22 protein-coding genes are annotated in these 26,381 nt (G+C 51.6%); 13 read left to right on the top strand and 9 right to left on the bottom strand.

Annotation, left to right across the window (positions count from 1 at the left end; translation table 11 throughout):
• Positions 1–150: 150 nt before the first annotated feature.
• The 3 genes from HCU74_RS04670 to HCU74_RS04680 form a co-directional block, all read right to left on the bottom strand.
• On the bottom strand, positions 151–1,212 hold the full coding sequence (locus HCU74_RS04670) for an MBL fold metallo-hydrolase (RefSeq protein WP_246864469.1): 1,062 nt from the start codon (positions 1,210–1,212) through the stop codon (positions 151–153).
• A gap of 40 nt (positions 1,213–1,252) precedes the next feature.
• Positions 1,253–3,637 (bottom strand): TonB-dependent receptor, encoded by a 2,385-nt coding sequence (locus tag HCU74_RS04675; protein WP_168449268.1) that lies wholly within the window; start codon positions 3,635–3,637, stop codon positions 1,253–1,255.
• A 188-nt stretch (positions 3,638–3,825) separates the two neighbouring features.
• Complete coding sequence (locus HCU74_RS04680) at positions 3,826–4,416, bottom strand: TetR/AcrR family transcriptional regulator (RefSeq protein ID WP_168449269.1); 591 nt, start codon at positions 4,414–4,416, stop codon at positions 3,826–3,828.
• A 211-nt stretch (positions 4,417–4,627) separates the two neighbouring features.
• Here HCU74_RS04680 and HCU74_RS04685 point away from each other — a divergent pair, with 211 nt between their 5' ends.
• From HCU74_RS04685 to HCU74_RS04705, 5 genes are all read left to right on the top strand, one after another.
• Positions 4,628–5,671 carry a glutathione S-transferase N-terminal domain-containing protein gene (locus HCU74_RS04685; RefSeq protein ID WP_168449270.1) on the top strand — a complete coding sequence of 348 codons (1,044 nt, stop codon included), beginning with the start codon at positions 4,628–4,630 and terminating at the stop codon, positions 5,669–5,671.
• Positions 5,672–5,710: 39 nt separating this feature from the next.
• Entirely contained in the window at positions 5,711–6,577 is an 867-nt protein-coding gene (locus HCU74_RS04690) for a type 1 glutamine amidotransferase domain-containing protein (protein WP_210425124.1), read from the top strand.
• A gap of 16 nt (positions 6,578–6,593) precedes the next feature.
• Positions 6,594–6,983: a hypothetical protein gene (locus HCU74_RS04695; RefSeq protein ID WP_168449271.1), complete on the top strand. Its 390-nt coding sequence runs from the start codon at positions 6,594–6,596 to the stop codon at positions 6,981–6,983.
• Positions 6,980–8,797 (top strand): arylsulfatase, encoded by a 1,818-nt coding sequence (locus HCU74_RS04700; RefSeq protein ID WP_345889651.1) that lies wholly within the window; start codon positions 6,980–6,982, stop codon positions 8,795–8,797. Before HCU74_RS04695 ends, HCU74_RS04700 begins: the two co-directional genes overlap by 4 nt.
• 71 nt (positions 8,798–8,868) lie before the next feature.
• Complete coding sequence (locus HCU74_RS04705) at positions 8,869–9,576, top strand: hypothetical protein (RefSeq protein ID WP_168449272.1); 708 nt, start codon at positions 8,869–8,871, stop codon at positions 9,574–9,576.
• Positions 9,577–10,404: 828 nt separating this feature from the next.
• Here the strand turns inward: HCU74_RS04705 and HCU74_RS04710 are convergent.
• Both HCU74_RS04710 and HCU74_RS04715 read right to left on the bottom strand, forming a co-directional pair.
• Positions 10,405–11,127, bottom strand: a complete 723-nt coding sequence (locus HCU74_RS04710) for a TonB-dependent receptor domain-containing protein (protein WP_168449273.1) — start codon at positions 11,125–11,127, stop codon at positions 10,405–10,407.
• A 319-nt stretch (positions 11,128–11,446) separates the two neighbouring features.
• Positions 11,447–12,085, bottom strand: a complete 639-nt coding sequence (locus HCU74_RS04715; protein ID WP_168449274.1) for a hypothetical protein — start codon at positions 12,083–12,085, stop codon at positions 11,447–11,449.
• A 110-nt stretch (positions 12,086–12,195) separates the two neighbouring features.
• Between HCU74_RS04715 and HCU74_RS04720 the strand changes: the two genes are divergently transcribed.
• Positions 12,196–13,863, top strand: coding sequence for a sulfatase (locus HCU74_RS04720; RefSeq protein ID WP_168449275.1), 1,668 nt, complete (start codon positions 12,196–12,198; stop codon positions 13,861–13,863).
• A gap of 50 nt (positions 13,864–13,913) precedes the next feature.
• Positions 13,914–15,308 (top strand): DsbA family protein, encoded by a 1,395-nt coding sequence (locus tag HCU74_RS04725; protein WP_168449276.1) that lies wholly within the window; start codon positions 13,914–13,916, stop codon positions 15,306–15,308.
• Positions 15,309–15,394: 86 nt separating this feature from the next.
• On the opposite strand, the gene HCU74_RS04730 is transcribed toward HCU74_RS04725, so the two are convergent.
• A complete protein-coding gene (locus tag HCU74_RS04730; protein ID WP_168449277.1) occupies positions 15,395–17,053 on the bottom strand; it encodes an AMP-binding protein in 1,659 nt (552 codons plus the stop codon).
• Positions 17,054–17,221: 168 nt separating this feature from the next.
• Positions 17,222–17,875: a hypothetical protein gene (locus tag HCU74_RS04735; RefSeq protein ID WP_168449278.1), complete on the bottom strand. Its 654-nt coding sequence runs from the start codon at positions 17,873–17,875 to the stop codon at positions 17,222–17,224.
• A 284-nt stretch (positions 17,876–18,159) separates the two neighbouring features.
• On the opposite strand from HCU74_RS04735, the gene HCU74_RS04740 reads away from it, so the two are divergent.
• The 6 genes from HCU74_RS04740 to HCU74_RS04765 all read left to right on the top strand — a co-directional run bounded on the left by HCU74_RS04740 (position 18,160) and on the right by HCU74_RS04765 (position 24,567).
• Positions 18,160–19,167, top strand: a complete 1,008-nt coding sequence (locus tag HCU74_RS04740; protein WP_168449279.1) for an NADP-dependent oxidoreductase — start codon at positions 18,160–18,162, stop codon at positions 19,165–19,167.
• Positions 19,167–20,324: a glutathione S-transferase family protein gene (locus HCU74_RS04745; protein WP_168449280.1), complete on the top strand. Its 1,158-nt coding sequence runs from the start codon at positions 19,167–19,169 to the stop codon at positions 20,322–20,324. The genes HCU74_RS04740 and HCU74_RS04745 overlap by 1 nt, the downstream gene beginning before the upstream one ends.
• Before the next feature lie 38 nt (positions 20,325–20,362).
• The gene (locus HCU74_RS04750) at positions 20,363–21,286 is read left to right on the top strand and encodes a haloalkane dehalogenase (RefSeq protein ID WP_168449281.1); all 924 of its coding nucleotides are present in this window, start codon (positions 20,363–20,365) and stop codon (positions 21,284–21,286) included.
• A gap of 36 nt (positions 21,287–21,322) precedes the next feature.
• Complete coding sequence (locus HCU74_RS04755) at positions 21,323–22,120, top strand: SDR family oxidoreductase (RefSeq protein ID WP_168449282.1); 798 nt, start codon at positions 21,323–21,325, stop codon at positions 22,118–22,120.
• Positions 22,121–22,168: 48 nt separating this feature from the next.
• Positions 22,169–23,956 (top strand): acyl-CoA dehydrogenase C-terminal domain-containing protein, encoded by a 1,788-nt coding sequence (locus tag HCU74_RS04760; RefSeq protein ID WP_168449283.1) that lies wholly within the window; start codon positions 22,169–22,171, stop codon positions 23,954–23,956.
• 161 nt (positions 23,957–24,117) lie between these two features.
• Complete coding sequence (locus HCU74_RS04765; protein ID WP_345889652.1) at positions 24,118–24,567, top strand: PaaI family thioesterase; 450 nt, start codon at positions 24,118–24,120, stop codon at positions 24,565–24,567.
• A 45-nt stretch (positions 24,568–24,612) separates the two neighbouring features.
• On the opposite strand, the gene HCU74_RS04770 is transcribed toward HCU74_RS04765, so the two are convergent.
• Positions 24,613–25,254 carry a glutathione S-transferase family protein gene (locus HCU74_RS04770; protein WP_168449284.1) on the bottom strand — a complete coding sequence of 214 codons (642 nt, stop codon included), beginning with the start codon at positions 25,252–25,254 and terminating at the stop codon, positions 24,613–24,615.
• 3 nt (positions 25,255–25,257) lie between these two features.
• Complete coding sequence (locus HCU74_RS04775) at positions 25,258–26,361, bottom strand: DUF2855 family protein (RefSeq protein WP_168449285.1); 1,104 nt, start codon at positions 26,359–26,361, stop codon at positions 25,258–25,260.
• Positions 26,362–26,381 lie beyond the last annotated feature (20 nt).

The raw sequence follows: 26,381 nt of genomic DNA on the forward strand, positions 1-26,381 counted from the left end.
ACATTTCCGTGTTTTTTGTAATCTACATAAATACATATACAAATTAAGATTTAGTCAATGTGTGTTCTAAGTTACTGTGACCTTAAATAGTCTGGAATTTGAGGCTTGCTAGCTATTTATAAACAGAGTTATCCGAAGTGGTTTTATAGATCAAAGGCCTTCACGGGTTTTGATAATGCCATTGGATCCTGCAGGAAGACTAAACGAAACTCCGTCCTCACCGATCGTATAGTTCTTGAATATTTTGTCGGCACCATCGAGATACAGCGCTTTCTGTCCAGGAATCACCATGGGAGGAACAATATGGTAGTAGAGCAGGTGGCCGACATTGGCGTCCCTTGCTGTTTCTGCGGCTTCTACCGGGCTGGCGTGATAATCCAGAATATCGTGTGTCACCTTTGCCATTACGGTGTTCCCTGTGTTTCTGGCAACCTTGTTCATGAGTCCAACAAGGTTGGGTGATAATGCTTCATGAACAAGGAGATCTACGCCCTTGGCAAAGTATGCGACATTGTCGGATTTTATAGTGTCACCTGTGATCAAAAGCGAGCGATCCTTATAGGAAAAGCGATAACCAACAGCGGGTTCTACCGGGGCATGCTCTACCGAAAAGACCTCAATTTTGAGATCCGCCGTCTTTACCAGTGTTGTTAGTATACCCTTTTCAGGTTGTTGGAAAGGACGTGCCTGTAAACCTGCGCCGCTTGCCGGGGCGACGACATCACCGTGGTGCTCATGGCGGTAATGGAAGTCATATTGATAGGCCTGATTAAAGCCGGCAACGACATTTCCTACCCCTTGGGGCCCGTAAACCGGAAGTGGGCTAGTGTTAGCGCGGCTGGCCCATCGGAGAGTCGCCATTTCACCCAGACCATCGATATGGTCGGAGTGGAAATGTGTTAGAAAAACAGCTTCAATATCGCCAATGTTATATCCCATTCGGCCGATATTGCGAGTGCCATCGGTTCCAGCGTCTACAACAAACATTTGCTGACCTGCGATGACCAAAACGCAGGGGCCGGAAGCAGAAGGCGCTGGCATTGGCCCACCTGCGCCACACAGGGCCAGATGTAGCCCGTCATCCAAATCCTGCGAGGCCTGAGCTGACAGGCGTGCCTCGAGACCTTTCTCCATAATTTTGCTGGTAAGACCCGCAGGCATACAAGCCGCGAGAGAGGTCGCAAGAATCAGTGTGATAATTTTTTTGTACATATGCAGACGCTCCTGCCGATATTTGATTTATTTATGGTGGTCAGTTTTCACCAAAGGTATAGCGCACATCCAGGGTATAGGTCGGGTCGCTGTGCTCTGCCAGGGCAACGTAATTGCCGGCATTGCGCGGGCTATCAAGAAAGATGGTGCGAGATTGTTCGGAGGTCAAATTTTTCGCGTTGATGACCACGCTTAAGCCGTTATCGAATTGTTTCAAGCCCAGCCTCAGATTAACCTTGGTAGTGGCTTCCTGGAAAGCTTCTCTATCCAGATCGATATCCAGGTAGTGCTCCCCTTGATGAAGAATATCCAGACCGATCAGCACGCCCCACTGATCACTGATAGGAAACTTGAGAGATGGGTACAGACTGGCTGATATCTTGGGTGCGTAGGGCACTTCACGGCCGGTAAGATCCTGTCGTGGAATCTCTGTGCCGCACTCGGATGGGTTGCTGTCTGTGGTTTGCGTTGCCGTACCCGGAGCGCATGGATAACTATCATAGGTTGTGTCAGATACGCCGAGGCTGCCGGCGACCGTCAGGGCCTGCCAATCTGGTAACCACTGAAAATCCAGCTCGAAACCCTTGCCGACCGCTGCGGCTGCGTTAACCGTGGTGAACTGTATACCGTTAAAGGCCTGTACCTGAAGGTTTTTATAATCCACATGATAAGCGGTTAAATTAAGTTGCAGCGTTTTGTCCAACAGGAAGCTCTTTATGCCGATTTCCTTGGAAACGGCTGTTTCTTTGTCGTAAGTCGTATCAATCGGTGATATTAGCGGGCCACTCACACCGCCGCCTTTAGTGCCTTTACTGACAACGGTAAACAGTCGTACGTCGTCCCAAACCTCCCATGAGAAGGCCAGTTTGGGTGACAAATCGCTTTCGTTAGCGTCATAGGATTCAAAGAAATCCTGCTGTCCACCGATTTGCCTGGCGATGACGGCGCTGTCAGATTTCGACCCGGTAATCCCTTCTTTGTCTTCCTCGCCGTAGCGCGTACCGAGTGTCAGGTCCATGCGGTCTGTTAAGTACCAGGTGAACTGAGCGAATGCCGAGTGGGATGTGTTTTTCAACGCGGAAACATTGCGGGTGATCGCTTTGTCCTTGTTGGGATCGCCGGCAGCTGCTCGATCAGCGGAAATAAGAGTTGCAGCAGCCACAGGTGCGACCGCCGCTGGCATTCCGCCTTGCCCAGCCCGCAATGCCTCCTCGAGGCCGTCGTAGTAAATAGTGCTAAATTGTGTCGCGGCGGCATCTGATTGGTAGGCAAAAAGCCCGGTGGCAAAGTCGATGCCACGGCCCCAGCCGAATGGTGCTTCCAAGTCGCCGGTAAAGCGTAATTCCAGGGATTTCTGTTCGAAGCCTTCGGGGCCGTCCGTACCCAACTCGGAAAATTGGACGGGGCTGAAATCGGAATCCAGCAGGAAGGGCGAGCGAATTTCGGCAGCATTAGCGATTAAGGCAACTTCCAGAGTTGGGATAGGGCCTACGTCTTTGAAAAATGCTGTAGCGTTAAGTGTAAGCGACTGTGAATTTCTTTTATTGAACTCATCACTGTCAGCAGACGATTTTCCATTATAAACATCGTCTTCAAATTGCGGGTCAGCTTCACGGTACACCTCCGCCGCGCGGGGTGTTGCCTTTTGGTATTGAAGGCCGTAACCGTTAACTTCTGATTCGGTCTGGAAATAATCCAGCCCCAGGGCAAGCCAATCACTAGCGTCCCAGGCCATTCTAAGACGAAAGGATTCTTCTTGCAGTTTCAGTTCCTTATCTAATGTGGTGTTGTAGTTGCCGGTTTCCCGTTCGCGCGTGCGAAATGACAAACGTGCACCCACTTTGTCTGACAGTAGCGGGAATGACAAGCCACCCTCAATGCGACGTTCGTTAAGAGACCCATTCGCTACATTAATATAACCAACCGGCTCAGTGGCTGGAGCTCGTGTGGTGAAATTGAGTACACCAGAGACCGTGTTCTTGCCAAACAGCGTACCTTGCGGGCCCCGCAGTACTTCAACGCGCTCCATATCAAACGCGCCATCGTTCGTAAAAGTGGCGCGCCCGTAATAAACATCATTGATCACAATGCCTACCGAGGGTTCTATATTTCTCGCTAGTGGCGGTGTACCAAAGCCACGAATACTCAATACCGGGTTAGAATTATTCGAATTAAATTTAACATTAGGGGTATATTGCACCATATCCTGTGCATCAACCAACGCGGCTTCGCTCGCCAATTCGCCACCCACAACAGACACTGATGCAGGCACATCAATCAGACCCTGCTCCCGTTTTTGGGCAGTAACTATTACCTCTTCTATCGTGCGTTCGCCGGCAACGCTGCCGGAAACCAGGCAAGCGAGAAGGGGAGGCAGTGTCAGGATTGGAAACCAGTCAATTTGTTTTTGCTTATTGTAGGTCATTATTCGGTGCTCCGGTATTTCAAGCGCAAACGTGTTAAGGGATCTGAGCGATCCAATTATTATGGCATCAATAGTGCCAATATGTGGTGTTAGCGGGTTAATGTCAAGTGTCTTGACACCTTATTGCGCGGATTTTGATAACTCGTTGATTTAAAGCGCGATATGATGAGTGCCGGAGTGTGGCGCGTTTACTGGCGCGCGAGAATATCCTTGAGAAGAGTGGTAATAATTTCGCGACTGGTGGACTTGCTCAGTCCCTGGTGTTCACGCAGACGGTGCCACATTTCAAAAGAGGCTATGGCGTCGACCGCTTCGCGATAAGCTTTATCGAGTTTAGTGATTTCTGGTAGCCAGTCGTCAAGATCCTTGCGCAGCCCTCGCTGAATTTTTGCGTAGTTTTTCCGTAGAAAGTCGTACTTCCAGCGCTGCGCTGCAGTGGTCAATATGATATTGCTGTTTTGTTCGTACACTTCAGCGTGTTGCTCTACCGCGTGCTCTATACGTTCTTCAATCGTACCATTTCGATCACCGCCCAGCGTCAGCGCGATATATTTGTCACGAATAGTCTCATCAACGGCGACAAATAGGGTGCTCATATCGTCGAAGTGACGAAAGAAAGTGCGTAATCCAACGCCGGCTCGTTCTGCGATTTGCTGCGCTGTTGGAATCAGCACGCCTGCGTTAACTAGTTCCACCGCTGCGGCAACAATGGCAGCGCGACTGCGCTCTGTCCTCTGCCGACGTCCGTCAGCGGATTTCTGGGCGGTAGTTTCGGTCATATGCAGGATTCCTCAATGTGGCGTTACAAGCAGCTATTCATGCCATGAATAAAGCTGTGGGTCATTGTATATAGTGGCATATTCTATGTCTATTGTTGCTAGCCGACAGACCAAATAAAGTCGTTATAACTTTTCGATTATATTGACATTGGTAGTGCCATAATAATAGAGTCGATAGTTACTGTGGTTGTGTTAAAGGCTGGTGTGTTAAATGGACAGACCTATTCGACTGCGACTTATCGGTGCGCCAGGGTCGCCGTATACCCAAAAAATGTTGGGCCTCCTGCGCTATCGTCAAATTCCCTATGACGTAATGTGGGGGATGCCGGAGGTTGTGCTGGAGCAGATGCACGTAGCCAAACCTAATATGGTTTTCATGCCAACATTTTTGTTTGACGATGACCTGGGGGAAGTTGTCGCGCACTGTGATTCAACACCGATCATTCGGGAGTTGGAGGCGCGCTACCCGGAGCGCACAGTATTGCCCCGCGATCCTGCGCTCGGCTTTATCGACTATTTACTTGAAGATTTTGCCGATGAGTGGGTTACCAAGTACATGTTCCATTACCGCTGGCACGCCGAGGTCGATGCGGATAATGCCGGAACGTTGTTGCCGCTGAGCGCTGGGCCTCATCTTAGCGACGATGAGGCGACCCAGCTCAAACAATTCTTCACCCAGCGCCAGATTTCCCGCCTCGAATATGTGGGTTCAAATGCACTGACAGCGCCGGTAATCGAAGCGAGCTATCGGCGTTTTCTGGTTGCGATGCAGGCTCATCTCGCACAGCGGCCTTTTCTGCTAGGGCAGCAACCGGCTGCCAGCGATTTCGCGTTCTACGGGCAGCTAAGCCAGTTAGTTGGTTTTGACCCTACACCTCGGCGTATCGCCCATGAGTTATCACCTCGTACTGTCGGTTGGGTTTACATGATGAATGACTTATCGGGGTTGCAACCGAGCATTGACGGCTGGATGTCTTTGGAAGATCAGTCGGATACCCTACGGGGTCTATTGGCGGAGTGTGGTCGCGTGTACGTTCCAGCCTTGCTTGCTAACAATGCAGCAGTAAAAGCCGGCGAAAAGCATTGGTCGACCGAGATAGATGGCTGTGACTGGCAGCAACGCTCGTTTCCGTACCAGTCCAAATGTTTGGCATGGATTAATGGAGCCTATCAGTCGCTGACTGCCCGGGATAAAAATCGCGTAGATCGTGTGCTTGAGGGGACCGGCTGTGAAGATATGTTAAAGGCCGATTAGCGACACCTGGTCGCGTATATAACTTAAAGGAGCTGGATGATGGATATCAAGAAAATTTTAAAGGTTGGTTTGCCGTTCATCGCGGGAACCCTCGCTGTTATAGCAATTGCGTTACCGACAATTCTGCACAACGCGGGCCTGCACCCCGAGTATACCGGTGAGGTATCTAAGTATCCTGGCGGCAAGGCACTGATCATCACTACCAGTCACGGAGTGTTATCGGAGCCTGGCCTGGACGTTGGGCCCGCCACGGGTGTGGCGGCCTCTGAAATGACCCATCCTTACTATGTATTTCAGGAGGCTGGCATGGACGTTGACGTTGCCAGCATTCAGGGTGGATCAATACCAATAGACCCTCAGACACTTTCCTACCCGATAATCACAGACCATGATAAACGCTTTTTGGAGGACAGTATTTTTCAGGCGAAAGCCAGCAATTCGATTGCTGTGAGGGATGTAGATATCAGCAAGTACGATGTTATTTTTCTCGCAGGCGGGTGGGGGGCTGCCTATGATATGGGTAATTCAGAGGAGTTGGCGGCACTGATCAGCGCCGCGTACTATTCGCCGAAAGCGCCGGTGGTCGCATCAGTCTGCCATGGCGCTCTGGGCTTGATAGGTGCCAAAGATAACGACGGTAAACTCTTGATCGAAGGGCGTCGGGCGACAGGGGTCACCGACAAGCAGGTTAAAGAGCTGGGCATCAAGGTTACCCCGATGCACCCGGAAACTGAGCTGCGCAAAGCCGGTGCAGTCTTTGAAAGCGCCACGGCTTTCCGGGATATCTTTGCCACTTGGGTGACAGTAGATGACGAACAACGCTTTGTGACCGGGCAGAACCAGAACTCCGGGCTGGAAGCTGCGTACACGTCGGTAAATATTCTGGCACAGCGAAAAATTCAATAATAACGAGGTTATAGCCATGCAATGGTTGTTGAAAATACCGGTTTCCCTAATTGGTGTGCTGATGTTAAGTATGGGGCTACGCTGGTTGATGGCTCCGTCGGGTATTGCCAGCGAACTGGGTATGCCGCTGTTGGATGGCGCGGGACTGAGTACGCAGATAGGCGATCTCTCGGCTTTTTTTCTTTGCATCGGCGTGTTTACTTTGATGGGGCTAAGTACCCGATGGCCACACTGGTACTACGCTGCGGCCTTGCTGCTAGGCCTCACTGCTTTCGGTCGAGTTCTGGCCTGGCTGCTCCACGGAGCGGCGTTCCTGCCGAAAGTCATAGGCCCCGAGGTATTTTTCACCGTTATTCTGCTTCTGGCGGCGCGCATACTGTGCACTAAATCGGAACGCCCATCGTGATCGTTTCAATTCGAACCAGGTGTATTGCACTGCAGGTTGGGTTGTTGCTCGCCTTCCAGAGTCTGGCGGGTTCAGTCCACTCTGAAATCGACGTCAGTGCCGCGAGCCTGCACGATAATAAACGCCCTAATATAGTGTTAATCCTCGCCGATGATTTGGGCTATACCGACGTGGGGTCTTTTGGCGGGGAGATTGCCACACCCACCATTGATAGTCTTGCGGCTGAGGGAATACGGTTTAGCAACTATCATACGGCGGCAAACTGTGCACCCGCTCGAGCGATGCTTCTAACGGGGGTGTCTAATCATCGCGCGGGAGTAGCCAATATTATCGAGATGATTCCTCCTGAGCAGCGGGATCATCCAGCTTATCAAGGCGAACTGAGTCACAATGTCGTCACCGTGGCGACGTTATTGGAAGAAGCTGGCTACAACACATATATGTCTGGTAAATGGCATCTCGGCCGCACCCAGGACAAGTTGCCCAGTCGAAGGGGATTTCAGCGCACGATAGCTCTTGCTGATTCCGGTGCCGACAATTGGGAACAAAAACCCTATATACCTATTTACGATAACGCCAATTGGTATGCAGATGGCGAGCGCTTTACCTTGCCCGATGATTTTTATTCCTCTCGATTTCTTGTCGACAAAATGATTGATTTTATTAAATCTGATCAGTTGAAAGATGGATCTCGGGAAGCGCCCTTCTTCGCGTACTTGCCTTTTCAGGCCGTACATATACCGGTCCAGGCGCCGCAGGAATTTATTGATCGCTACGAGGGGCGTTACCTGGAGGGGTGGACAACGCTGCGTGAGGAGCGTCGCCGGAGGGCAATTGAACTCGGGATTGTATTGCCCGATGTGCCCGCAGCCACTATGCATACAACGAGGGATTGGAACGAGTTAAGTGACGAAGACAAACGGTTTGAGGCCAAGCGCATGGCGGTGTATGCGGCCATGGTCGAAGCCATGGATTTCCATATTGCGCGCTTGGTTCAATATCTCCGCGAAATTGGTGAGTTTGATAATACTATTTTTATATTTACCTCGGATAACGGCAGTGAGCCCAGTGGGGCCGACGCGCTTAATACGACGAGAGCCCGGTTTCAACTAGCGCGGCAGGGCTATACCGCTGATTACGAGACCCTTGGTCTTAAAGGGAGCTTTGTTAATCTTGGACCGAGTTTTGCCAGTGCCAGTGCTTCCCCGCTAGCCTACTATAAATTCTACGCAGGTGAAGGTGGACTGCGTGTGCCGCTTATCATCGCGGGCAAGCCATTGGCGATTAAGCCTGACGTCGAGCGAGCTTTTACCTATGTAAAGGATATAACCCCAACGATTTTATCTCTGACCGGGGTCGACCAGCCGGGAGGGCGCTACGCCGGTAAACCCGTTGAGCGGATTACAGGTAAAGATCTTAGCCCTTTACTAAAAGGCAACGTTGATAAAGTTTACGGTGACGACGAGGCCATCGGCTACGAACTTGCGGGGCAGGGCGTGCTCTTTTTAGGAGATTACAAGCTTGTTATGACACGCGGGCCGGTGGGCGACGACAGATGGCGGCTCTTTAATATAAATAATGACCCCGGCGAAACCCGGGATCTGAGTTCTCAGCAAGCCGTGCGTTTCCAGAAAATGCTGAATCTCTATCAGCAATATAAACGTGAAAATGGGGTATTGGACCCACCGCAGGGATATAACCATATTCGCCAGGTTGCTTTAAACACCATCTACGATCGATTCCGTGGTGAAGCGGTGGCGGTGCTTATTCTTATTGTTTTACTGGTGGGCTTCCGTGTCTACGCTAAAAAGTGATGCTAAGTGGCAAGATCTTCAGGCTATGTCTAATTGCGGTGTTGCAGCGTAGCACTTAATGGGAAATTGATATGAAAAAATGGATACTACGGGTAGCAGCGACATTGACGGTCTTATTATTATTCGGTTTTTGGCTCGCTTTTTTCTCGGCCAGGCCACCATTAATGACTGATCGAGCTGTTCTGGCAGGTGATGGAAGCGCAATTAATTATTGCCATTTTCCAGCGCTGGACGGTAGCGGTAAGAGAGCTGAAGATATACCGAAGGGTAATACGCCAGGCTGTGGCTATGACCACTTTCCCTTTCCAATTCTGGCGGAATGTACTGAGCCGTTGCCTGAAGAAGCTGACGATATTCGTGGGCTCTGGATTGGTGTTAAGGGTGGTAATGTTGGGCATGTCGAGAGAGTTGAGCAATGCGGCTCGCGGGTTGTGATTACGTCGTCGGGTATCATTCATGACGGCGGCCCCAATCTCAATGCGGATACGATTGGAATGAACTCCAATGATACAGAAGGTGCAGTGCTCTTTACGATAGGTGATAAGGAATACTGTCCCAGAACCTCGGCCAGTATGACGTGGAGAAATAAAGTCCTCGAATTTAATGTTTTTGGTTGGGGCCCCGTGGTCGTGAAGCGTTACCTCACCCAGGGGCCCAATGGCGAACAATTAGTGTGGGAATACGCGGATGGCTCGACCACGTACATGGAAAGAATATGCACCCTGCCTGAAGACGAAAAAGTTCCTGAGGAGCGAGGGCTGCGTTGGAATATCTTTTAATTCAGGTGTTGGTAGGCAAGATGACCACGCCTGGCGGTTGGAAATAGCTAGAAAAACTGACGCCTACGGGAGTAATCCTGCTGCGCCAACAGCAGCTGGATCAGTAGCTCCTCAATTTTGGAACGCCAAATACGCCTATCGGTATCTCATTGTTCGCGATTTACAACCAATCCGTCGCAGCGAACGGATTGGTTCATTTCAAGATAATATCCTTAATGTAATAGACTGTATGCAGTAAAGACCCCGGATGACGGGGTGCTAGATCGCGGTACCTTTAGTTTTGGATGACCCTTACTGGCTTTCTGACGAAGATTTCACTCCCGGCTATCCCCTAACTGTATCGCTTTGCCAAAACGCTGGGGATTGGTGTCGGCTAGGTAAGGCCTCCACGATATTTTTTCCAGTCGTCCAGTAGGGCGAAATTGCGCGGCAAGAACTCGGTGAACATAGCCTTGGCTTATAAACGAATGGAGCCCAGAGAGTGAATGTTACTGAGTATCCCTGGGTACTGCGCCCTTATGTATAAGCCGTGGTGAAGAACTGACACTTGTTAGCGAAAACTTCGCAAAGTACATGGCGATAGTAAGTGCACTATCGCCGTCGGGAACATTTAAGCGAATCATTAGCCAAGGTTCATGCGCGTGTAGCGATAAAGCGTTCTGGTACTCTGCTGCAAGGCTGTCGAGGTCAGATAGTCGACGTGTGCCTGGGCACTTTTATGTATGCGCTACCGAAAATCAGTGGATAGGCATTGGCAACCAGGCGATGTTCAGTATAAGTATACATCTAACGGTGATTTCAATCCTTTACGGGAGCAGTTTCTGGTCATCAGTCCAGAAATCCAAAATTATAGCGAAAATCTATTGAGTAAAGGGTTTCGTCGGGATGTGTTACAGCGACATAGTTGCCTCCCTGTTGCTGTGCATCAAGCACTAACAGCCTTTCCTTCTGTTGGGTTAGGTTCTTGGCATTAAGAATGACGGCCCAAAGTTTGTTCAGCGGAGATATTGCCAAGCGTGCATTGATTTTGGTAGTAGCCTCTTGATAGGTCTTTTCGTCGAGATCTGGGTCGAGGAAGTGATCGCCCTGATAAATTATATCGACCGCAAACATGGCGCCTATTTCACGTGCGGGCCAAAGGGGCAACCTAACCGTAGGCGTAATACTGGCAGATTCCGCCGGCGCGAATGCCAATCGCTTGCCAGTTAAATCTTGCGAAGGTGGCGCGTCTTCCCCACACTCCGGTAGCGCGTCCCGATCATCCCAGGTTGTGGGCCCGCAGGGAAAATCCCCATAGCGTGTTTTATTAAAGCCCACGCTGCCTTGTAATGTGAGCCATGGTACGGGCGGGAGCCATTGGAAATCAATCTCAAGCCCGGTGGAGTGAGCCTCGCCAGTATTGGCGGTAGAAATCTGCGTGCCGTCGAACAAGTTTAGCTGAAAGTTGTCGAAATCGACCTTGTATACAGTAGCGTTCAGCTCAAGCGTTTGATCAAATAAGCGACTTTTTATGCCGATCTCAGTGGAAAGCGCTTCTTCCGCTTCGTACACAGAGCGAAAGCTACGGGTTTACGTGTAGAAATAGCAGGCAACCCGTATCTTTCAGCACAGGATTCAACGCGGCCTTCGCAGAATCTGAGAGCGCGCCGTATTGTTTCTGAAGTGCTGGCGGCCAGCGTGGAAGCACTCGGCGCTCATAGGTTACACCGGTCACCTCCAGCCAATGAAATTTATCCTGCTTTTGGCTAGCCTGGTGATCCACTGGAAGGGAATGCGGCGGTAACGCAAGTAAGCCGCATCTTCACGGAATAGGGCGTCATCAGAAAGCCGTATAACTTGTAGTGGTCTGCCGTAACCATACTCATAGTCACTATTTTCTTTTGATAAACTTCATTGCAAACCTGGCCGTAATGGCTAATGCAATAAGAAAAAGCGCGACCAGCAGGCGCAGCCCCGGAAAGGTCAGGGTTGGTTTAATAGGGAATACCTGGGTTTTTTCCATGGACGCCCATTTATGAACCGCAACGTCACCCAGTGAGGCCATTTCAATCAACATTTCCAACATGTCACGCACGCTGCGATAACGGATAATAATGACGCTGTCCCAGTCTCCCCACTCGCCTTCAATAAGAAAGGTGCCGTTCAGAGGACCGAGTAGCATGGGATGGCTGCCGCGCTTTAGGAGTAAAGGCGCGATCTTGTCAGTATATCGCGCGTTCGCGGCCAGTGGATCAGGGTCCGCGGCCCAAGGGGAATCCGGCGGGTAGGCCGCGATTTCCCGGAAGTCCATCAAATTAACCATAAGAAACTCCCCGCCTTGATCAGAAGCGGCGAGGTTACGCATATACTTGACTGGGGCTGAGGGGTCGAGCCCCCGGGCGTGGCTCGCAGCTTTGAACTTCTCGATGTAGCTTTCCAGCTCCTGGTCATTTACAGGTGATGCAAAACCTCCGTACCAGCCGAGAAAGGCACCGTAGAAGACCACCAATACTGCGTAAAGAATTTTCACGATCAGACACCTCTTGAGCAATGGGCTAGCGCCCGCAGGCGCTTGACGCTATTCTTAAGATAATGGCATTATGAGTGCCATAATACAAGTCACCCTCAACAGAGGCGAGCATGAAGACAAAGATTGCGTTGGTATTAATCGGTTTGGCGGGTTTTGGCGCGTTCGGGTGGGTTTATCGAATTGACCTGTTGTTGATGGTGGTGAAATATCAGTCACAACGTGAATTCGAGGTTTCTGCCCATAGAGAGATAGACTGGCCAGCGGGCCCGAATGATAGCTCGATACCCGTAGATGCCCGGCCTCCTAATGTCGTGCTGATTGTGGCAGACGATTTAGGGTACAACGATATTTCTACCTTTGGCGGTGGTGTGGCCGGCGGCCGCGTGCAAACCCCTGGTATTGATCAGCTAGCGGCAGAAGGTGCGGTATTCCGTCAGGCCTATTCCGGCAGCGCAACCTGTGCGCCGTCTCGGGCAATGATTATGACAGGGCGTTATCCTACCTCAACCGGTTTAGAGTTTACGCCGACACCCAGTGGTATGGCGCCGATGATAGCAAAGATCACTGATTCAATGGATCGTGGATTGCCGGCAACACACTTTAACAAGGAGGCTGCGGAAGTAGCGTTACCCTATGAATTGCAGGGACTGCCTGCGGATGAAGTGACGGTTGCCGAAGTGTTGAAGACGAAGGGCTACCAGACGGCCCATATCGGTAAGTGGCATCTGGGGCGAAGTGCGGGCTCATTGCCCCATGATCAAGGTTTTGATGACAGTCTTTTGATGGCCAGTGGCCTTTTTTTGCCGGAAGATGACCCCAACGTAGTGAATGCGAAACTGCCGTTCGATCCGATCGATCAGTTTCTTTGGGCACGGATGGTTTACGCAGCATCGTTTAATACCGGTGATGTGAACCGGTTTCGTCCCAAAGGGTACTTGACTGACTACTGGACGGATGAATCCATCAAGTTTATCCGTGCAAATCGAAACAGACCTTTCTTTCTTTATCTGGCGCATTGGGCGACACACACGCCTTTGCAAGCAACGCGGGAAGACTACGAGGCCGTGGGGGACATAAAGCCTCATCGCCTGCGTGTTTATGCAGCGATGGTGCGCGCATTGGATCGCAGTGTTGCGCGCATAACTGAAACCCTCGAAGCCGAAGGCTTGGCAAATAATACGGTCATTATCTTTACCAGTGACAATGGCGGTGCAGGCTATCTGGGGCTGCCTGAACTGAACGCACCTTACAGAGGCTGGAAGTTAACTGCGTTTGAAGGCGGTATTCGCGCGCCCTTGTTTATCAAGTGGCCGCAGCGAATCCCCCAGGGTACGGCGGTGGAGACACCCGTCGCCCATATTGATTTGATGCCAACGGTGGCCAGTGCTGCGGGCGCAAGCACGCCGGAAGGTATCGAGATAGATGGAATCGATCTGCTTCCGTTGGCCACTGGTCAGGCTGAAGATGATCAAACGCGCACGCTGTTCTGGCACAGTGGCTACTATCGTATCGTTCGTCACGGTGATTGGAAGCTGCAAGTGTCAGAGCGTCCGAACAAGCAGTGGCTTTATAATCTGGCCGAAGACCCGACAGAACAGCACAATCTGGCGCAGCATCGCCCCGACAAGGTCGCGGAGCTGGTAGCGTTGCTGGATCAGCATAAAGAGCATGGGAGGCCTCCTCTGTATCCCTATGTTATGGAAATTCCGGTTGCGGTGGATAAAACATTAGCTGAAGGCTTTGTGCCTGGGGATGAATTCATCTATTGGCCAAATTGAATCGGCCAATGATACCGTTTCAATTTATAAAGAGCAGATACGCGATGGATATGAACCAAAAGTTTTCAAATCAGGGCGGCGCTGCGAATTCGAGCCCTAACGCCATTGTGCGCTGGCTGACATCTACCATAATGACCAGGCTCTTTACTCCGGAAAAATTGGAGGCACGTCGCGCCCGTGCCGAGGTGCAGCGAAAAAAAGCCGGTGAGCCACATCGGGTAATATACTTTCATCAAGTTGATGATGGCTACAGTCATCTTGCAGCACAGGTTCTCCCGGCCTTGGCAGAGCGTTATGATATCGAGTTGGAGTGCTGTCTCGTGCGCGGGCCTGCCGGGCCGAACCTCCCCGAGCCGGATCTCCTTTTGCAGCTATCACGTTATGACGCTTATCAAGTGGCACCGGAATATGGGCTGGAATTTTCCCGGCACGAACAGCCACTTCGGGACGATTTGCGTGACCGCGCCAGTACCATTTTGGCTGCGCAGAATTCAGAGGAGTTCATTGACAGGGCCGCTGTGGTTGGCCGGGCCATGTGGGCAGGTGAAGCCGATAAGCTCGAACAATTCGCGGTAGAGTTTGGCGTCGCTTCGAATAACGACACCGTGCAAGCCCTTGATCGGGGAACAACGCTACGAACGGACCTCGGTCATTATTCCGGTGCCATGTTTTACTACGGGGGCGAGTGGTACTGGGGCGTAGATCGCCTTTACCATCTGGAGAAACGTCTCGCTGCACTGGGTGCAGATCGTAAACCAGATACTCCCTTACTGTTTGATCGCCCGTCTTTGAATGTCGGCAGTCTGAAAGATAATGGTAGCCTGACACTCGAAGTTTATCCTTCCCTGCGCAGCCCCTATACGGCGATCTCTTTTGACCGCGCAGTTCAGTTGGCTCGCGACATAAACGTCAAGCTATCGGTACGACCGGTGTTGCCCATGGTGATGCGCGGTGTGCCGGCTACCCGCGAGAAGGGCATGTACATTTTTATGGACGCGGCGCGCGAGGCGTCGGCAGCCGGTGTGCCTTACGGACGGTTTAAAGACCCCATCGGCGAGCCAGTGCGCAAAGCCTACTCGCTTTACCCCTGGGCGGTAGAGCAGGGGCGGGATGTGGAATTTATTTCCAGCTTTCTTCACGCAGCCTTCGCCGAGGGTATCAATACCAACCGGCTTTCGGGGCTTAAAACGGTGGTGGAGAATGCCGGTCTGGATTGGAGCGTTGCCAAGGGCCTGATTGGTAGCGGAGGCTGGGAGGAGCCACTCGAGGAAAATCGCATGGCGATGTATGAGGCCGGTCTTTGGGGCGTGCCGAGTTTCCGCTTGCTCAATGCGCAGGGTGAATCAGTGCTGGCGCTGTGGGGGCAGGATCGGTTGTGGTTGTTTGCGCGGGCAATTCAGCGTGAGTTAAATAAAGATCAGCGTGGCGATAAATCTCAATTGTAGCCAAATACATAACAAACGTAATCAGACATTTCTGTAATACAGCGCCCCTGCTATTCCCGGCAGGGGCGCTTTGGGTCGAGAGCCCCTTACTTATCAATCCAGTACACGCCGCTTTCAGTTTCGCAGTCGATCGGATCGCGGTAGAACGCTTCGATCTTATCGCGCTTTAACTTCATGGTCGGTGTCAGAAGATCGTTTCCTACGTCCCAGGTTGTCTCAGTTATTGCGATGCGATCCAGGCGGGCGTGAGATTCCAATTGCTGATTGACCTCTTTCAAGGTCTTTTCAATATTGGACTTGATTTGTTCTTTGCTCAGGCCCTGATCGTTGAGCACCACAATGGCCATGGGCGCCGGACGCCCGGAACCCAGCACGCAGACCTGCTCGATCAGTGAGTTAGTCGCCAGTTGGCTTTCAATGGGTACGGGGGCGACGTATTTGCCTTTCGCTGTTTTAAATTGCTCTTTTACTCGGCCGGTGATGCGGTAGGCGCCGTTCTCGTCTTTGACGCCTTTGTCGCCGGTGCGGAACCATCCATCAATAAACGATTCTGCGGTGGCTTCGGGGTTTTTGTAGTATTCCTCGAAAATCGCTGCGCCGCGAATCAGCACTTCGCCGTCGTCAGAGAGTTTCATTTCATTGCACGCTAGTGGGGTGCCGATGGTGCCCATACCCTCAACAGTGAATGGCTGGTTGGAACAGGCAAGTCCGGACGTTTCTGTCATACCCCAGCCTTCGGCAATACCTACACCAATGCGCTGGAACCATTCGAGTAGAGCAGGGGCGATAGGAGCCGAGCCAGAGCCGTAATTGCGACATGAGCCAAAACCGAGTTTGTCGCGGATGGCCGCGGCTACTGCATCACCGCCGTCGCCGGCAAGCATGTCCTGCAACTGTTCGTCAGGGATTTGTGCGAGTACTTTTGCCTGGAATTTGGCCCAGAGTCTGGGTACTGAAATGAAGTCAGTGGGTTGGCAGTGGTGAAGTTCGTCAACAAAGGTTTCCAGACCTTCGGAGAAGAAGAGTTCTACCTGGCCGTAAATAGATGTGATTGCGACCACTGAGCGCTCGGTAATATGAGCCAGTGGCAGGTAAGACATCATACGGTGTAGTTGATCTCCGCCAACCATACGGTTTTTGGTTTCAGTAGCGGCGGCACCGAGGTGGCCGTGAGTCAGTAATACGCCCTTGGGCTTTCCGGTGCTACCCGAAGTGTAGACGATGGTAGCCATGTCGTCCGCTTTCGGGGAGTGATAGCTATCCAGTGGCGCCGAGGAATCCAAAATGCCTTGCCAGGACAGGGCACCGGCGTATTGGGCGTTGGCGTCCGGTAAGGTGATGACCGGGATATTGGCCAGACTTTGTTGTGCGGCGCTACAGTTGTCCAATTTTCCTACAAAACACAGTTTTGCTTCACTGTGCTCAAGTACATATTCGATAGTCTCTGATGAGGCGGTGGAATAAATGGGTACCGGTATGATCCCTGCTAGCATCATGCCGAAATCCGCCGCAAGCCAGGCGTAGCTGTTTTTGGCGAGAATAGCGACTCGGTCGCCGGGTTCAATACCTTGTTTTAATAGGGCATTGGCGACCCGGCTACCCTCATCAATAACTTCGGCAATCGTGTAGCTTTTCCATACACCGTTGGTGGGCTGATGCAGCCATGTTTCGTTGGGCCTGTTTTTTAAATTAGCGGTCAGCTGCTCGATGGGAAGCACGTAAGTAGAAGTATCGGTAGCGGTCATAGGCAATATCCCTTTTGTTATCTGATATATTTCAGGTGTACTGGTGTATTCTCTGAGTGTACTTAATATCGGAAAATCACTGAGTAATAATGAGTGTTATAACCGATTGCTATAAATTGCATTACATTTGAGTTTTGATAAGCTGGAAATTGAGCAGTAACTGCAACATTAGATCAGGAGCTCTAATATGCAAGCGACTAATAGTGTAATCAGTGCTACCACAATTTTTGGTCCCGCTAATATAAACCATTTCCCAGCGGGAAAGGCGATAGTGCTCGCCACCGCGTCGAGCTTCAATTGGTGATGATCGCAGCCAAAAGTTTTCGGTAGTATCTCCAGCAGGTCACGCCGACTGCGATAACGGATGGCGGCCATTGCTGCCCAGTCGCTATTCTGCTCGCAATTGACGTGCTCAATATTGGCCCCACAGCGCAGTGCAGTTATAACCGGGTGACCAGCTTTGCGCAGGAGTTGCCCGAGAAAAACCCTTTGATAGGCGGCTAATTTAGCGCTTGATTCCCTAACAGGCTTTTTCAGCGTGATTAAATTGACCATAACGAAGTCGCGCCCGTCATCGTTGGCAAAAAAATCCCGCAGCCCCTTGGCGCGCGCAGCCGGAATGCCAGAATCGGTAGCCCATTGCTGAAAGCGGTCAGCTTCCAGTGGCGTAATTTTCTTCCTTGGTCTGGCATACCAAAGCCAAAATACCGCGTAGACCAAACCAGCTATTACCCAGATAGCCTGCGTCATTCGAGAACACCTTGCGTTAATTTTATTCCAGTCCATTTGGTGGCGCGGGCTGATTGTCAGCTCACTGACCATCGAGTAATTTCCGGCCCATAATTTAATGGCACTAATGCTGCCATTATATGGCCCTGTGGTCAACGCGTGGAAGAATCCAACGTATGCTGACTTACAACATAGCACAGAGTGAGTTTCTCAAGGTTTTTCTGTTTGTGACTGGCCCGGATGGTTGGCAGGCCAAGTCGCTCTCGGGTGGTTTGGGAAATAACTAGACCGCTCTGCGCATAGATTGAGTTCTTCCTTGATATATTGGCACATGATGTGTCAATATAAGTACGAACGATATAACAGGTGCTCGATTGATGACCACACAGCCAACACAAGTTCGCTTTAACAAGCCCGCCGAGGGTATTCCAGGTAACAATACCTGGACGATTACTCATGACCCGATTGCAGATCCGAGGGAAGGTGAAATAGCAATAAAGCTGCATTATTTGTCAATCGATCCGGCGATCAAGGGCTGGATTACCGACAAAAAGAGCTACATCGAGGCAGTTAAACCCGGTGATGTTATGCGGGGATTCGGTGTTGCAGAGGTCATCGCCAGTGAATCCGATTACTTTAGTGTCGGGGATTTCTGCACGGGTTTCACCGGAATTCAGACCCACGCGACCATGGATAGCCGCCAGTTGCGCAAAATTGATCCCCAGCTGGCGCCCCTGTCACGCTTTATGGGTGGCCTGGGAATGCCGGGTTTTACTGCGTATTTTGGCCTGCTGGACATCGGTAAACCGGCTCCAGGGGAAACGGTGGTCGTGTCGTCTGCAGCGGGGGCAGTCGGCCACATAGTGGCACAGATAGCCAAGCTAAAAGGCTGCCGTGTGGTAGGTATTGCCGGTGGCGAGGCGAAATGCGCTTATCTGCGGGACGAACTGAAACTCGATGCGGTGATTGATTACCGTGAGGGCAACCTCCCTGAGGCGCTGGCAGTTGCGGCTCCTGAAGGGGTAGATGTTTATTTTGATGGTGTGGGGGGCGAAACCCTCGATGCCGTGCTAATGGTTGCCAATCGACATGCCCGGATTATTGCTTGTGGCGCGGTATCCCAGTACGCCAACCTGGAGGCACCTCAAGGGCTTGGGAACTACATGCTCGTTATTACGCAAAGCCTGATGATCAAGGGCTTTACAATGCGTGATTATATGCACCGAATCAAGGAGGCCTTTATAGATCTTCTGACGTGGGAGCATGAAGGAAAGGTCGTCTTTCGAGAACATATACTGAATGGTATCGAGTGCTACCCGGAAGCGGTAAAGATGATCTACTCCGGTAAAAATAATGGCAAGCTGATGATCAAAGTGAGTGACTGATGGCCGACTCTACGATTTTATATGGCGCCCCTATGTCCTTGTTTACCGGCAAGGTAAGGGCTTATCTGCGCAAACAACACATACCTTTTGATGAGCGTATGCCGGGGAGTGCGCGCTGTATTGAACAGGTTTTTCCTGCAATTAAACGTCGCGTAGTGCCCGTGGTGGAATTGCCCGATGGGCGTTTAATTCAGGACTCTGTGGATATTATCGATCACTTCGATGCGCAAGCCACGCGCCGATTTTCTATTTATCCTAGCGCGCCAAAACAGCGTCTGGCCGCTTTGATACTGGATTTGTTTGGCAGCGAGGGCTTGTTCAAAGTCGCCATGCATTTCCGCTGGAGTTTTCCCGAAGGGAACCAAGCCTTTCTACAGCGCGAATTCGGCGATCATATTGTGCCCGGTGCTGATCAAGCAATGGTGTTATCGATCGCCGAAGCGGGTATGGAGCCGATGCGTAAGTACCTGCCACTGATGGGGGTCAATGCCGAGAGCGCAGCGCTGATTGAAGCGCAATACGACGAGGTATTGGCCCTGCTGAATGAGCACTTCGCAAAGCATCCGTATCTCTTTGGAGGTTTGCCCTGCGTAGCCGATTACGGACTTCTGGCACCACTCTACGCCCATTGCGGTAGAGATCCCTACCCCAGTGCAATCATGAAGAGTAAAGCCCAGCGCGTTTACCGCTGGCTCGAGCGTATGCAGGCACCCGACCGGGATATGCCGGAGTTTGATGACTATCAGGAGTTACTATTTCCAGAGGATGGAATACCCGATACGGTCTGTCGCCTGCTCGCGCTAGTGGGGCGTGATTTTTTGCCGGAACTGGAACAGACCGTTGCGGTAGTAAATCGTCATCTGGAAGCTGCGCCTAACGATATCTCCGGGCGGTGTGTGACCGCAAAACCCCACATCAAAATGCTCGATACCATGCAATACAACTTCCGCGGAGCCTTACTCGACGGCATGGTGGTTCCGTACCGCCTGTATATGTTGCAGCGCATTACGGATTACTTCGCACAGTTATCGGCGGCGGAGCAGGACCGCATGGTTTCTTTCTACCGTCCGCTGGGCCTGGCACCTTTACTGACCATGAAGGCATGTCGACGCGTCGAACGTGAACACCACATTGAAGTATGGGGACACGCCCAGTAGTTGCTGCGGAGTCGCCCAATGTACATAGGAATATTTCGATGAAAGTATTGCGAACGCCGGACAGCTGTTTTGAAGGACTGCCGGATTTTGATTACGCGCCGCACTACACGACGATCCATGCTGACGACGGCACCCCTTTGCGGATACACCACATCGACGAAGGTCCGGCCGACGCCGAACCGATCCTGCTGATGCACGGTAATCCGACGTGGAGTTACCTGTATCGGCACATGATTCCTGGCTTGCTCAAAACCGGTCGCCGGGTTATCGCACTTGATTTGGTAGGCTGCGGCCGCAGTGATAAACCTGCCCAGAAAAAAGACTATACCCTGGCCAGGCATTGCGTCTGGTTGACGCAGTGGCTGCTCGCCAATGATCTGAAAAATATTACGCTGTTTTGTCAGGATTGGGGTGGGATCATTGGCTTGCATCTGGTCGCCCATCATCCTGAGCGTTTTGATCGGATAATTGCCGCCAATACCGGCCTACCTATCGGAAAAGGCGCCAATCAGTTCCTGCGCGTCTGGCCGGCAGTCATGCGCTATGCACCGTCCTTTCCCTGGCGTCTGGCCTTCAGGAAGGTGCTGCAACGCCAGCTGACAGTAAAGGAATTCGCTGCTTTTGAGAGAGCCCCTTTCCCTGCCCGGAAATATCAGGCGGGCATCAAAAAATTTCCTGCATTACTTACGGTGTTTCCAGACCACCCTGAGGTAGAAATTAATCGCGAGACATGGGCAAGGCTTAAGTCCTTTGATAAGCCTTTTTTGACGCTATACGGTGACCGTGACCCGGTAAGTAAAGGCTACGAAAAAATCATTCAGCGCTATGTGCCCGGGGCGCAAGGGCAAGCTCATAAGATTATTGAAGGTGGCGGTCATTTTATTCAGGAAGACAAGGCGGCCGAATTAGTGGCTGAAATAACTCGCTTTCTTGCAGCCAAAGAGAATAAAGCAGGGTGTTAATAGGTACTGCTATAAATATTAAGCGGCGGGCTAGCTATGCCTAATCAGTATGTTTCTCAATCCCGGGTTCTTGTAACGGGTGCTGCTGGCGGTCTGGGCAGATCGTTAGCATTGGCTTATGGCCGGCGGGGCTGGAAAGTGGCTGTGTGTGATATTGATCGTGACGGACTGGAAGCGGTCGCGCAGCAACTACGGTCAGTGGGCTCAGAAGTACTAGCGGCCCACTGTAATGTGACCGTAGACAACGACTTGACGGATCTCTGTAAGCGTTGCGAAAAGGAGTGGGGCGGGCTTGACGTGTTGATCAACAACGCCGGTATAGCCTCAATGGCGGCTATACACAAAGAGCCTATGGAACGCTGGCAGCGTCTGATCGATATAAACCTGCTGGGTGTGGTGCGTGGCTGCCACAGCTTTGTCCCGTTGTTTAGAAAACAGGGTGGTGGACATATCGTTAATATTGCTTCCATTGCAGGCATTGCCAATACCCCTTTTATGGCGGCCTACAACGCGACTAAAGCCGCGGTCATAAGTGTGTCGGAAACTTTGCTGGTAGAGCTGGCACCGAGCAATATCGGCGTTACGGTGGTTTGCCCGGCCATGTTTAAAACTGGAATTGCGCAACGCGCGCCTATCGATAACCCGGAACTCCGCAATGCACTGGAAGCCGAGATGGCAAAGTCTCCTATCAGTGCCGAGGATATTGCTGAGCAGGCTTTTTCTGCTGTGCAGCGCAAGCAGTTTTTACTTATCCCTCACCGCGCCAGCCGCTGGCAATGGCGCATTAAGCGCATATCTTCCAGCTTGTATCGCCGACTATTCTTGAAGTATTAGGTCCGACAGAGCGCGTATCATCCATAATTTAAAAGGAATCCATGTGTAATGAGCGAATACAAAGCCCCTCTGCGAGATATAACGTTCAGCCTGAATGAGGTACTTGATTACCCTCGTCACTGCGAAAAGATTGGCACCGATGAGGTGAATGAAGAACTTGTGTCTGCCATCCTGGAAGAAGCGGCAAAATTTGCCGAGCAGGAAATTGCGCCGCTGAACGCCGTCGGGGATCAGGAAGGATGTCACTGGGTTGATGGCAATGTCACTACGCCCTCGGGGTTTAAAGACGCCTACCAACAGTTTATTGAGGGAGGCTGGTGCGGTTTGGCGATGCCACAGGAATATGGCGGGCAGGGACTGCCGGGTTCGCTCAACTTTGCTATTAACGAGATGTTATTTTCGGCCAACCACGCCTGGACAATGTACCCGACCTTGTCAGCTGGCGCGGTTGAGACCATTCTTGCACACGGTACTGATCAGCAAAAAAATACCTTCCTGGAGAAGTTGGTTGCCGGTCAGTGGAGTGGCACTATGTGTCTCACTGAGGCCCATTGTGGCTCGGACCTGGGATTACTGCGGACCAAGGCAATAGCCAATGACGATGGCAGCTACAGCGTTACCGGTAGCAAAATATTTATTTCTGCCGGTGACCACGACCTGACTGAAAACATTATTCACCTGGTACTGGCACGGCTACCAGGCGCGCCGAGTGGCGTTAAAGGCATTTCGCTTTTTATTGTGCCCAAGTTTACGATTAAAGCGGATGGAATGCCTGGCGAAGTCAACGGCGTCAGCTGTGGTTCCATTGAAGAAAAAATGGGTATTCACGGCAATGCAACCTGCGTGATCAACTTCGATAGCGCCAAGGGATATTTGATAGGCGAGCCGAACAAAGGCATGGCCAGTATGTTCACCTTTATCAACGAATCAAGGCTGGGTGTAGCAATTCAGGGCCAGGCACATATGCAGGTGGCGTACCAGAAGTCATTGGGATACGCGAAGGAGCGTGTGCAAATGCGCGCGAGCAAGCGTGTACTAATTGATCAACCTGCGGATCCGATTATCGCTCACCCTGATGTGCGCCGCATGTTGCTGATGCAGAAATCACTGGCAGAGGGTGGGCGAATTCTCAACCATATCTGCGGCTTGTATTCGGATATTGCCCATAGCGCAACCAGCGCCGACGAAAAAGGCCGAGCCCACGCAATGTTGGCTGTGCTAACGCCGATCGCCAAAGGTTTTCTGACGGAAGTCAGTATGGAAGCTACCCAAAATGGTCTACAAGTACTCGGTGGCCACGGATTTATCCGCGAATGGGGTCTTGAACAGGAATACCGAGACACCCGTATTACCGCGATTTATGAGGGTACCAATACGATTCAGGCGCTGGATTTGCTGGGCCGGAAAATACTGGCGTCCGGAGGTGAAATACTGGAGCCTTATATGGCGGAACTGGATGCTTTTTGTCAGGAGCATCGCGCCGGTGAAATTTCCTCCTTTGTAGCACGAATCGAAGATTTGAAAAGCGATTTACAAACGCTGACAGCCAATATCGGGAAGCGAGCAATGGAAGGCGAGGCAGACGCAGTGGGCTCAGCTGCCTTCGACTATTTGATGTATATTGGCTATCTTACCCTGGCGTGGTGTTGGGCCAAGGTAGCAGTGACAGCCCATGGGGCCCTTGGCCGCGGTACCGCCGAAAGTGCGTTCTATAAGTCCAAGCTGGCTACCGCCGACTTCTATTTTGAGCGTCTTTTACCCCGTGCCAATGTTCACGCGACGACTTTAAATGCCTCGAGCGATAGCCTGATGCAATTAGAGGCCGATTCCTTCTAGCACGACTCTCCGCGTTATATAGCGACGTCTTGCTACGCACTGCGAATTTGCGCCGGGGCTATTTTTGCTGTCAAACTGTGCCTGCCCGGTGTCCCTGTTAACAGGGAAACCGAGTAATAATATTAACGTCAGTGAAGTTTGTAATAGGGAACCATTATTCCGTGGCTGATAAACCGGAAGTAGACCACTATGTCGGGCTGGTGTCGATGTATAAAACGGCGCCGATAAATGCGTTTTATCGGCCGGAAATGGTCGTTAGTAAAGGTGAAGCGGTTATCGAAATTGCCGTATCAGACCAACATTTTCATTCTGCCGGAGCGGTACATGGCTCGGTGTATTTCAAGATGTTGGATGACGCGGCCTTTTTCGCGGCGAATTCAATGGAACCGGACTATTTCGTGCTGACCACCTCTTTCACTACTTACCTGACTCGTCCTGTGTCCTCAGGAAAGTTGAAGTCGGTTGGTCGTGTTGTTAACAGCAATAAGAGCCAGTTTATTGCGGAATCTGTGGTCTACGACGATCAGGGTCGGGAAATTGGCAGAGGGAATGGCATTTTTATGCGTAGCAGAATGCCCCTCGCCGATGTTCCGGGCTATTCATCGGACTGAAGACATCTGCGGGCCTGATCATTCAGGCCCGCTCCGACGCCGTGTTTAGTTCAAGCCCAGTGTCCGGGCCTCCTTTGCAAGAATGGTCTTGACCTGTGGAATCTGCCGAACCCGCTCAATAAGCGCCGCCAGTTTCGGCCATCGACCGGCGTCTACCTGATAACCCGCATAGTCTGCATTGTAAAAGGGGCTGGCTATGCTCATATCGGCCATGGAGAACTCGCCGAAGATAAAGCCTTCGGCGGGCAATTCACCCTCCAGATAGTCGAGTAGCGGTGGCAATTGCTTATCGATGATCTTGGAGACCAGCTCTTCGTCGGGCTCCTGTTTAAAGGCGAAAGGCCGCATAAAGCGCTGGAAGAATATGCCGGTGGCCAATTCTGCTACCGGGCCCGTCGCCAGGTCTTCGTACCAGTCGGCCCGGCCCCGGTCTTTGATGTCGGCCGGGTATAACGGCGTATCAGGGTAAGCGCTCTCCAGGTAACGGCAGATGACTTTCGAATCCCCCAGAGTCAGATCACCATCTACCAGCGTGGGGATCTTTCCCAGCGGGTTAAGTTTCTGATAGTTCTCGTCGCGGGCAAAGGGCATCTGTGGGACCAGTTCGTACGGCACCTGCTTTAGATCCAGCAACACCAGCACTTTGCGCACAAATGGCGAGCCGTACACACCGTGAATTTTTATCATGGGTTACTCCTGACCTTTGAGCAGCGTGGCCATAATACCGACACTGCCCGGGACTTTGTTGTCGAGGAGATTGTGCCAACTTTGATCCACCGCGTCTGCCCCCTGCGACCACTCTACGTGAATAATATTATTGACCTTTGCTGAAATGGACAGTGTTGCTTCCATGGCCTTCATCATCAAAACCCCTGGGCCCCATTCTTTGTCTCGTTTGGCGATTTGTCCGGGCGCAAAGAAAAAGGTCGGCTTGGCGCCGGGGAGCTCTCCTGCCTTGCCACCATCCTCCCAATGGCTTGCGCCGACCATAGCACTTTCAACAATATTGTTTTTGATGTGACCATGTAAGGCCCGGGTCAGTTTTATATCGCCGGACATATCAACGTAGGCTGTCGGCAATGATGGGTCGATGTCAGCTTCGTTGCCGTAAGTCACTATCTGGTCACAGCATTTCAGAGACTCGACAAAGGGTGCATTGCGTTCGGAGGTTACGCCGATGACCTTCTGTGTCACCGTGAGATCATTTTGCAACAGGGTGGCGAGGCCAAAGCCGGTTTTTGACGAAGCAGAGCCGACCACTACCTGTTGCGCACCAAAAAAATTGTTGTCAACCAAGTAGTCGTAGAGTACGTAGCCGGTGGCGATCAGGGGGAACAGCAGGCATCGTTCAGTTTCGTATTGCTGGACAATGTCGGGTTCGTGCTGTGTGCGGCGGTACGAGCTATACAGCCCTGTACCGGGTAGCTCCTTACGGTGTGGCGCGACATCAATAAAACTGTCCTCCTGCACCTTGCCGGGTTGCAAAATAGTATGGCTGCTCATGGGAAAAAAGCCGTAAAGTCGCTCGCCCACTGCGATATCTTCGGAGCGAGATTCAATGACGTTTCCACACCCCCATACAGTGACCTTGCCCCAGTTGTCCGTTGCTGGATAGAACTTCCAGTAGCCAATGAAATCGCCGGATACCGCATAGCTGACGTTGTTGGCTGTAAGACCAAACTTGTCAATTGCAACGGTAATTTCGCCCGCATCAAGAGCGCGTAGCGGCACATTCACAATTTTGGTTTTGCGGAAATTGCTGCGGTCTACCCACAGTTCTGTACATTCGGTCACAGTATTCTCCTTATTGGTTG

This window comes from Spongiibacter thalassae (assembly GCF_012272835.1).
Taxonomy (GTDB): Bacteria; Pseudomonadota; Gammaproteobacteria; order Pseudomonadales; family Spongiibacteraceae; genus Spongiibacter; species Spongiibacter thalassae.